Source organism: Flavobacterium sp. LPB0248, from assembly GCF_013388355.1.
Lineage (GTDB): Bacteria > Bacteroidota > Bacteroidia > Flavobacteriales > Flavobacteriaceae > Flavobacterium.
The window spans coordinates 615066-625035 of the sequence record NZ_CP058246.1 but is presented as its reverse complement, the minus strand read 5'-3'; the positions used below and the strand labels follow the sequence as shown (position 1 = coordinate 625035).

9 protein-coding genes are annotated in these 9970 nt (G+C 32.7%); 7 read left to right on the top strand and 2 right to left on the bottom strand.

The genetic code is table 11. The features are described 5' to 3' along the window. Window positions 1-36 precede the first annotated feature (36 nt). The 4 genes from LPB248_RS02425 (at window position 37) to LPB248_RS02410 (ending at window position 5848) form a co-directional block, all read left to right on the top strand. Window positions 37-969, top strand: a complete 933-nt coding sequence (locus tag LPB248_RS02425; RefSeq protein WP_177210017.1) for a type IX secretion system membrane protein PorP/SprF — start codon at window positions 37-39, stop codon at window positions 967-969. Between the two features lie 11 nt (window positions 970-980). Further along, on the top strand, window positions 981-2918 hold the full coding sequence (locus tag LPB248_RS02420; RefSeq protein WP_177210016.1) for an OmpA family protein: 1938 nt from the start codon (window positions 981-983) through the stop codon (window positions 2916-2918). A gap of 244 nt (window positions 2919-3162) precedes the next feature. Next, complete coding sequence (gene ligA, locus LPB248_RS02415; RefSeq protein ID WP_177210015.1) at window positions 3163-5166, top strand: NAD-dependent DNA ligase LigA; 2004 nt, start codon at window positions 3163-3165, stop codon at window positions 5164-5166. After that, window positions 5156-5848, top strand: coding sequence for a hypothetical protein (locus LPB248_RS02410; RefSeq protein ID WP_177210014.1), 693 nt, complete (start codon window positions 5156-5158; stop codon window positions 5846-5848). The genes ligA and LPB248_RS02410 overlap by 11 nt, the downstream gene beginning before the upstream one ends. Here the strand turns inward: LPB248_RS02410 and LPB248_RS02405 are convergent. Both LPB248_RS02405 and LPB248_RS02400 read right to left on the bottom strand, forming a co-directional pair. Then, window positions 5835-6746 carry a bifunctional metallophosphatase/5'-nucleotidase gene (locus LPB248_RS02405; RefSeq protein WP_177210013.1) on the bottom strand — a complete coding sequence of 304 codons (912 nt, stop codon included), beginning with the start codon at window positions 6744-6746 and terminating at the stop codon, window positions 5835-5837. The genes LPB248_RS02410 and LPB248_RS02405 overlap by 14 nt on opposite strands. 46 nt (window positions 6747-6792) lie before the next feature. Then, a complete protein-coding gene (locus LPB248_RS02400) occupies window positions 6793-7572 on the bottom strand; it encodes a 5'-nucleotidase C-terminal domain-containing protein (RefSeq protein WP_177210012.1) in 780 nt (259 codons plus the stop codon). A gap of 47 nt (window positions 7573-7619) precedes the next feature. Between LPB248_RS02400 and LPB248_RS02395 the strand changes: the two genes are divergently transcribed. The 3 genes from LPB248_RS02395 (at window position 7620) to LPB248_RS02385 (ending at window position 9963) form a co-directional block, all read left to right on the top strand. Beyond that, window positions 7620-8132, top strand: a complete 513-nt coding sequence (locus tag LPB248_RS02395) for a DUF6913 domain-containing protein (protein ID WP_177210011.1) — start codon at window positions 7620-7622, stop codon at window positions 8130-8132. A 15-nt stretch (window positions 8133-8147) separates the two neighbouring features. Next, on the top strand, window positions 8148-9029 hold the full coding sequence (gene dapA / locus LPB248_RS02390; protein ID WP_177210010.1) for a 4-hydroxy-tetrahydrodipicolinate synthase: 882 nt from the start codon (window positions 8148-8150) through the stop codon (window positions 9027-9029). 139 nt (window positions 9030-9168) lie between these two features. Further along, window positions 9169-9963: an outer membrane protein assembly factor BamD gene (locus tag LPB248_RS02385; protein ID WP_177210009.1), complete on the top strand. Its 795-nt coding sequence runs from the start codon at window positions 9169-9171 to the stop codon at window positions 9961-9963. The last annotated feature ends 7 nt before the right edge of the window (window positions 9964-9970 follow it).

Sequence of the window (9970 nt, the reverse complement as noted above, 5' to 3'; positions counted from 1 at the left end):
TAATCATCTAATTAATTAAACTAAATAAGTATCGTTATGAAACTATATATAAAATCATTAGAAACATATTTCATTTTAATATGTTCTTTTATTACGGTTTGCGCTTCGGCACAGCAAGATCCCGAATATACGCAGTATATGTATAACACTATGGCGGTAAATCCAGCGTATGCTGGATCTACCGGAACCATAGAAGCAGCACTTTTATATCGTTCTCAATGGGTAGGAATGCCTGGTGCACCAGAAACACAATCTTTCTCCATTCATTCTCCACTTAGAAATGAAAAACTTGGATTGGGTTTAAGCATTGTAAATGATAAAATTGGACCTTCCAACGAACTATATCTTGATGGAAACTTTTCTTATTCATTGCCTCTTGGTTATGAAAAAAGATTGGCTTTTGGTATTAAAGCAGGAACAAGAATGTTAAACATCGATTGGTCTAAAGGAAGATATTATGATAATGATGATGTTTTGTTAAATCAGAACATTAATAATCAGATGAAATTAGCTGTTGGAGCAGGGATTTACTATTATACAGATAAATGGTATGTAGGATTTTCGATTCCGAGTTTTATTCAGAATGATTACTATGACGATGTTCGTGAATCTATTGATTATGAGCGTATGCATTACTATTTAATGGGAGGTTATGTTTTTGATTTGAATCCAAATTTGAAATTTAAACCAGCATTTTTAGTAAAAGCAGTAAGTGGTGCTCCGCTTACCGCAGATATATCGGCAAATTTCATGATTCAGGAAAAGTTTGTTATAGGAGGAGCATATCGAACAGATGATTCGATAAGCATACTGGCAGGTTTTCAAATATCACCAAGTTTCTTTCTTGGATATGCTTTTGATTACACTGTAAGCCAATTGAACAAATACAATGATGGTTCACACGAATTCATCTTGCGTTATCAATTTGTGCAAAAACAAAGTAAAATTAAATCTCCTCGATTCTTCTAAAAATAAAACTTATGAGAAAACTATATATCCTATGTTTAATTTTGAGCGTTACGTTTAGTTTCGCTCAAAAAACTAATTTGAAGAAAGCTGATGCTCTATTTAGAAGCTTTTCTTATTTGGATGCTTCCAAAGCTTATGAAGAATGTTTACAAAACATAAAAGATCCATCAGCGCAGACTTTGAAGAATGCGGCAGATTCCTACTATTTTATTTCCGATTCTAGAAATGCACTTAAATGGTACAGAAAATTATATGAAGTGCAAGGAAATAATCTTACTGATATTTACTACTTGCGTTACATCCAATCTATGAAAGCAGTTATGGATTATGACGAAGCAGATAAAATGACAAAAGAATATTTAGATAAAAAAGGTGATAAGACAGAGATTAACCGATATGTTGCCCAAAAGAAATATATGGACAGCGTAGCAAAGGCAAAACCTCTATATACCATTAAAAATTTAGATATTAATACCAGTAAATCAGATTTTGGAGCTACATTTTTTAAAGACAATGTGGTATTTACATCAGCTCGCGATACCACAAAGTTCAGCGAGAAATTGTATTCTTGGAACAATCAGCCTTTTCTTAATTTGTATATCGCAGAAAGAAATCCAGCTGATGGAAGTTTATTCAACGAAACAGTCTTCCTTCCAAATATAATGACCAAGTATCATGAAGCTACGGCAAGTTTTGATAGTCAGGGAAAAACGATTTATTATTCAACCAATATTGTAAAGAAAAACAAATTGGTAGTAGACGAGGCGAGAGTTAATAATTTTCAGATTGTTAAAGGATCGATCGTAAATAATAAATTAGAAAATCCAGAAAAAGTATTTTTTGATAGTGACGATTACTCCGTAGGGCATCCTGCATTAAGCGAAGACGGACGATTACTTTTCTTTGCTTCAGATATGCCTGGAGGACAAGGAGAAACCGATCTTTATATGGTGAAAATTGCGGCGGATGGGACTATGAGTTCGCCTCAGAATTTAGGGCCAAATATCAATACAATTGGCAACGAAGTTTTTCCATTCTTCCAAAACGGAGTCTTGTATTTTTCTTCTGACGGACATTATGGTTGGGGAGATCTAGATGTTTACGAAAGTAAGCTTCAAGCAGACGGAACTTTTTCTGTGCCAAAAAACCTTGGAGCGCCAATCAACAGTAACAAAGATGATTTTTCTTTTATAATTGACAAAACAGATAGTTATGGCTATTTTTCTTCAAATCGAGCAGGAGGAAAAGGCGATGACGATATCTATTCTTTTGTAAAAGGAAAGCCAATTTGTAATCAAAGTATTTCTGGAATGGCTATCGATCATAAAACCAAAAAGCCTTTGACTGATGTTACCATAATGGCTTATAATTCTTTTAGCGAAATTTTAGGCGAAACCAAAACAAACTTTGATGGTAAATATGCAATCGAAGTTCCTTGTAACAAAGTAGTCAAAATGATTGCTGCTAAACCAAATTATAGCAGCGATGACAAAACTGTAGAAACCACCAATCAAAATGGTGGCGAAATAAAAGATGTGAATTTTGAATTGAGCAATTATGACGATTTGGTTGTGAAAAAACAAGGAGTTGAAAAAGTAGATGTAAATCCAATTTATTTTGACTATAACAAATATGATATTACACCAAGAGCAGTAGAAGAATTGACTAAGGTTGTATTTGTAATGCAGAAATTTCCAAACATTAGAATCAAAATTGAATCTCATACAGATTCGCGCGGAAAAGATGCGTACAATTTGAAACTTTCAGACAATAGAGCAAAATCAACAAGAGATTACCTCCTTTCGCAAGGTATAGATCCTTCTAGAATCGAAAGTGCCATTGGATATGGAGAAACTCGATTAGTCAATAGATGTAAAAATGGTGTAAAATGTTCTGAAGAGGAGCATGCTCAAAATAGACGTTCAGACTTTATCATTATTCAAAAATAATTTTATATTTTCGCTGTAAGATATTGATTTTCAGTTAAAAAATATAAAAAGTCGAAACCATTTGGAAGTTGGTTTTTTTAATTCTTTTTTAAGAATAATGGACAAGGAGAGAATCAGGCTGCATGAATTTGCAGTCTGATTTTTGATTTTTTAAAACTTTTATTTTTTCTGCATTTGAACAAAAATAAATTCTAATTTTGATATTCAGTTTTTCATCACAATAATCTGCAATATTTTACTATTTATGAGCATTCAAGAGACCATTCAAACATTACGAAATGAACTTAATCAGCACAACTATAATTATTATGTGCTAGACAATGCCACGATTTCAGATTACGATTTTGACATTAAGCTGAAAGAGCTTCAGGATTTAGAAAATAAACATCCAGAATTTTTTGATGAAAACTCGCCAACACAAAGAGTAGGTGGAGCTGTAACCAAAAATTTTAAAACAGTTGCACATCAATACAGAATGTATTCTTTAGATAATTCTTATTCTAAAGAAGATCTTTTAGACTGGGAAAACCGTATTCAGAAAGTTTTAGGCAATGTTAGTTTGCAGTATACTTGTGAATTAAAATATGATGGAGCTTCAATAAGCATTACATACGAAAACGGAAAATTAGTTCAGGCATTAACCCGCGGAGATGGTTTTCAGGGAGATGAGGTAACAACCAATATTAAAACGATAAAATCAGTTCCTTTGCATTTAAAAGGAAATTATCCAGATAAGTTTGATATTCGAGGAGAAATTATTCTTCCATTTGCTGGTTTTGAAAAAATGAACCAGGAATTAATCGAAATTGGAGAAACTCCATATTCAAATCCAAGAAATACGGCTTCAGGAAGTTTAAAATTGCAAGATAGTGCTGAGGTTGCTAAGCGTCCGCTTGAGTGTTTGCTTTATTTCGTAACAGGAAACAACCTGCCTTTTAAAACGCAATTTGAAGGATTAGAACTAGCTAGAAGCTGGGGCTTTAAAGTGCCAAAAGAGGCAAAATTAGTCAATAGCATGCAAGAAGTTTTTGACTTCATTGACTATTGGGATGTTCACCGTCATAATCTTCCATACGAAACAGATGGTGTGGTTATTAAAGTAAATAGCATTCAGCATCAGGAAGAATTAGGCTATACTGCAAAATCTCCACGCTGGGCAATTGCTTACAAATTCAAATCAGAACAGGTTTCAACCAAATTAAAATCAATTTCGTATCAAGTTGGAAGAACCGGAGCTATAACGCCAGTTGCCAATTTAGAACCTGTGCAGCTTGCAGGAACTATTGTAAAAAGAGCTTCTCTTCACAATGCCGATCAGATTGAAAAATTAGATATCAGAATAAATGATACTGTTTTTGTTGAAAAAGGAGGAGAGATTATACCAAAAATCATAGCAGTTGATTTAGATAAACGCCCAGAAGATTCAGAAAAAACACACTATATTACGCATTGTCCTGAATGCCAAACGGAATTGATTAGAAACGAAGGAGAAGCGAATCATTATTGTCCTAATTTCTACGGATGTCCTCCGCAGATTATTGGAAGAATCCAGCATTACATTTCAAGAAAAGCAATGGATATCGAAGGACTTGGAGGAGAAACTGTTGCTTTGTTGTTTAAAAATGGTTTAGTGCACAATTATGCAGATTTATATGAGTTGAAAGTAGAAGACATTCTGCATTTAGAAAGAATGGCTCAGAAATCGGCAGAAAACTTGGTAAATGGAGTTCAGAAATCAAAAGAAATTCCGTTTGAAAGTGTTTTGTTTGCACTTGGAATTCGTTTTGTTGGAGAAACTGTGGCTAAAAAACTAGCAAAACATTATAAAAATATCGATGCTTTGAGTCAGGCTTCGTTGATGGATTTGGTTTTAGTTGATGAAATTGGAGAAAGAATTGCTAAAAGTGTTATCGAATTCTTTGAAAATGAAGAGAACAAAAAAATTATTGAACGTTTAAAAAGTTATGGAATTCAATTTGAAATTGAAGAAAAAGTAAACCCAAATGCTACTGATAAATTTGTTGGAAAAACTTTTGTGGTTTCTGGCGTTTTTAGTCAATTTTCTAGAGACGAACTAAAGAAAGCCATCGAAGATAACGGAGGAAAAGTAGGAAGCTCAATTTCTGCAAAAACAGATTTTGTAGTGGCGGGAGATAATATGGGACCAGCAAAACTGGAAAAAGCAACAAAATTAAATATCACCATATTGTCTGAAGAAGATTTTATAAACAAATTGAATGAAGCCTAATAAACCATCATTAATTTTGTTCTTCCTGGCATTGTTCTGTACCATCATTTTTGATTGGACAGGACAAGATTTTTTTGCGACATATGCAAAAGCAATTGTTCTTCCTGCGATTTTTATTTATTATCTAATCAGCAGTGAGTTCGAAATAAAAAAAACAGAAGGTTTAATTTTTTTCTTCTGTTTTGTTGGCCAGGTGTATGACTTGATGGATATTGAAAGCTCTGAAATAGGTGGAGTACTGAGTTTTCTGATTGTTTATATTTTAATTGTGACCATATTTATTCGGGAACACGAAAGAATAAAATTAACCAAACGGGATATTCTGCCCATTTCTATCGTAGTTGTTTTTATTGTCTACTTGTTAATCTCTGTTTTAAGCCTGCAGCTTGACAGCATGAGAAAATTTATTACGCTTTATACTGTATACGGAATTGTTTTGAGCGTGCTGAGTTATTTCTGTTTTGTTAGTTACATTACAAAAGGAACACACATGGCTTTGATGATGTCGCTAATGGCAATAAGCTATATCTTCTCTGATATCTTTTATATTTTTAATGAGTATTTCTCATACTCGGTTGTTTTAGTCCTAATACGAGATACAACTCAAATTCTAGCTTATTTCTTTATGGTAGAGTACTTTTTAGAAAAAGCTAGAATTCAAAGAAAGACTATACAACAATAGTTGCGCTTTGGTTTGTATGAGCTTTGTCTTTATCAAAATAGAAATCGATACGGCCTAAATTAATTCCGTAGCATCCTACTTGATTTACCAGTACATCTTTTCCTGCCTTATTCTTTACGATTGTAGGTTTGTCTAAGAAAGTATGTGTGTGGCCTCCAATGATAAGATCAATATCCTGAGTTTGTGCAGCAAATGTCAAATCACTTATTTTACTTGGCTCGTCTTTATATTTGTAACCTAAATGCGAAAGACAAATTACCAAATCACATTTTTGTTCTTGTTTTAAAAGTTTTGTCATATCCTGAGCAACTTCAACAGGATTGTTGTAAACGGTTTCCAGGTATAATTTTTTATCTACTAAGCCTTGAAGTTCAATTCCAACACCAAAAACACCAACTTTAATTCCATTCTTATTAAAGATTTTGTACGGTTTAACATGTCCGTCCATAACCGTGTTTTTAAAATCGTAGTTAGAGTTGATAAAGTCAAAAGTTGCATGCGGAAGCTGAGCGTATAATCCGTCAAGACCATTGTCAAAATCATGATTTCCAATTGTTGAAGCATCATATTTCATCATGCTCATCAATTTAAATTCCAATTCACCTCCATAATAATTAAAATAAGGCGTTCCTTGAAAAATATCTCCAGCATCCAATAAAAGAACATTTGGGTTCTCTTTACGGATAGCTTCAATTAATGTTGCACGGCGAGAAACGCCTCCTTTATTAGGATTACGCGGATCATCAGCAGGAAAAGGATCAATGTGGCTATGCACATCATTAGTATGTAGAATTGTTAGATGCTTAATATCGTTACTTTCAAAACTGCTCAAAGACAATCCTAAACTTAATAGGGCAGTACTCGCTGCTGTTTTTTCGATAAACTCTCTTCTTTTCATTTTATATATTTTTTGCAGAAATGCTATACTTGTTTTTTTGTAATTTTTATTCTTCGGTAATTCTGATATTTTTAGGAGCAACAACTGTGTCTACTTCTTTAAAATAATCAATCAGTACATCTCTTAATTTGTAATTTAAATCAAACTTTTGAGTACTTTTTGCAAAGAAAGTCATACTGTCTCCTCCATTTGCCAAATAATCGTTTGTAGCAACATAATACGTTTTGTTTAAATCAAGAGGTTTGCCTTGCACCATGATATCTTTTGCTTTATTATCTTTTGTGATAGTAAAAGTCATTCCAGACAATGGCTGAGGTTTTTTCTCCTTAATAATGTAAGCCGCAATTTCTAAGATCTGATCACCTTTTAAAGCTAAAACAACCAAACTGTTTTCAAAAGGCATAATTTCAAAAGCCGTTCTTGTTGTAACATTTCCTTTTGGCAAAATAGCACGGATACCACCATGATTTAAAAGACATATATCTATGTTTTTCTTTTCACGAGCGTTAAAAACAATGTTTCCTCTCTGCACGCAAACATCTGCCATTAAGCTTCCAATGCCAGTTTGCCACTTTCCAGTGCTTTTGTCAAGAGTTTCGGGGCAATAAGCCAATACATTATCTAAATCCTTATTAATGTGATCACGATAAGGTTTAATAAAATTTTCAATTTCAGGAGTTTCCCCAGTCTTTTCGGTAACAGGAAGTTGTTTTCCTTCAATTTTAGATAAATTGTAGTTTTTCGTACTACAAGAAGAGATTGAAAAAAGTGTTAAGAATATAACAAAAAGTTTTAAAAATCCGTTATACTTTTTTAGTTTTACCATTTTAAATGCAACTTAAATAATTAATTTTGTAATCTAGTAAAAGTACTATGTTTTTAAATTATATAAAGGAATTTTTTGTAAAAAAATCATTAAATGTTAATTTAAATAATGAAAAAAGCGGAGTATTAGCTAAAAACGTTCAAACAATTGGTTTATTGATAGATGAGAGCACTTTTGAAAATTCAGAAGCATTAATTAAGGAGTTAACACTCCACGGAATTGCTTTAGAAAATATAAAAGTTCTTGCCTACAGAGAAAAATTTAAGGAAAAAGAAACCTATTTTCGTCCAACTTTTGGTAAAAAACACATCAATTGGAAAGGTGAAGTTATAGAAGGATATCTGAATGAATTTGTAAATTCAGAATTTGATCTTTTACTAAGTTATTACGATGTTGAAAATGTCTTTTTAATGTTTATCACAAACAAATCAAAAGCTAAATTTAAAATCGGATTTTCTGCTGTAGATCAAAATTTAAATCGTTTGATGATTAATACAGAATTAGGGAACTATAAACTATTCATTTCAGAATTGTTTAGGTATTTGAAAAATATAAAATAAATTATAATAATTAATATGCAATCATTGATAGGTACTGGTGTTGCACTTGTGACGCCATTTAAAAAAGATTTTTCAGTTGACATTGAAGCTTTACAGAGAGTTGTAAACTTTTCTATAGATGGTGGAGTGGAGTATCTTGTTGTAATGGGAACAACAGCAGAAAATGCAACCCTTACAGCAGAAGAGAAAGAATTGGTTATAAAGACTGTAATCGATGTGAATAAAGGAAGATTGCCTCTAGTTTTAGGAGTTGGAGGTAATAATACTATGCAGATTGTAGAAGAGTTGAAAACAAGAGATTTTTCTGCTTTTGAAGCGATATTGTCTGTTTCACCTTATTATAATAAACCAACTCAGGAAGGAATTTATCAGCACTTTAAAGCAATTGCTGAAGCTTCTCCAATTCCAGTAATCCTATATAACGTTCCAGGAAGAACGGCAAGTAATATGCTTCCTTCAACAGTGGTGCGTTTGGCTAATGATTTTAAAAATGTCGTAGCTATTAAAGAAGCTGCTGGAGATATGGCTCAGGCTATGCAGATTATTAAAAATGCTCCAAAAGATTTCTTAGTGATTTCTGGAGACGATATGCTGGCATTGCCGATCGTTTTAGCGGGAGGAGCTGGCGTTATTTCTGTAATTGGACAAGGTTTTCCTAAAGAATTTTCAGAAATGATTCGTTTAGGATTGAATAAAAAAGCAACCGACGCTTACAAAACACATTACTTTTTGTCAGACAGTATTGATATGATTTTTGAGCAAGGAAATCCAGCTGGAATCAAACAAATCTTCCAAGCCCTTGGAATTGCTGAGAATACTGTTCGTCTACCATTGGTTTCTGTTGATGAATCTCTTGCAACAAGACTAAATGACTTTGTAAAAAACAGCATTAAATAATTGTTAAAGTGTTAGTATTTTAAGATACTAAAAAATTATTTTGCAGTAGCTAAATTAATAACTAAATTTGCCACCGAAACTTCGGTGCGATTTCACTTTGGCATAATTAATTGTCTGAGATTGTAATAACAGTAAGAAAATGAAAAAAATACTATCGCTATTAATTGTTGTAACTCTTTTTTATTCTTGTGGAGAATATCAAAAAGCATTGAAAAATGAAGATGTTGCAGCAAAATTTGAAATGGCAACAAAAATGTATGATGCCGGTAAATACACAAAAGCGATTCGTCTTTTTGAGCAATTAGCAACTTCTTACCGAGGAAAACCTCAGGCAGAAAAGTTGTTTTACATGTTTTCGCAATCGTATTATAAAACAAAACAATACTATTTGGCAGGCTATCAGTTCGAAGCGTTTGTTTCAGGTTATCCGCGAAGTGAAAAAGTGCAGGAAGCTGCTTTCTTAGGAGCTTATAGCTATTCTAAGTTGTCGCCGGTTTACAGTTTAGACCAAGCAGATACTGTAAAAGCATTAGAAAAATTGCAAGCTTTTATTGATAATTATCCAAACTCAGAATACATCCCTCAGGCAAATGAGGCTGTACAAAAGCTAAATGGTAAATTAGAGAAAAAAGCATACGAAAATGCTAAAGGATATAATACCATTTCAGATTATAAATCGGCATTAATTGCTTTTGATAATTTTATCGCTGATTTTCCTGGAACACCTTTAAAAGAAGATGCATTGTTTTATAAATATGATTCAGCATATCAATTGGCAATTAACAGTATTCCTTCAAAAATGGAAGAACGTTTACATGTTGCACAAGCAGCTTATGCGAATTTGATGAAATTTAAAAGCGATACAAAGTATAAAGAAAAGGCAGACCAGATGAATGCCAGAGTTGAAACAGATTTACAAAAATTTACTAAATAAAATAAAG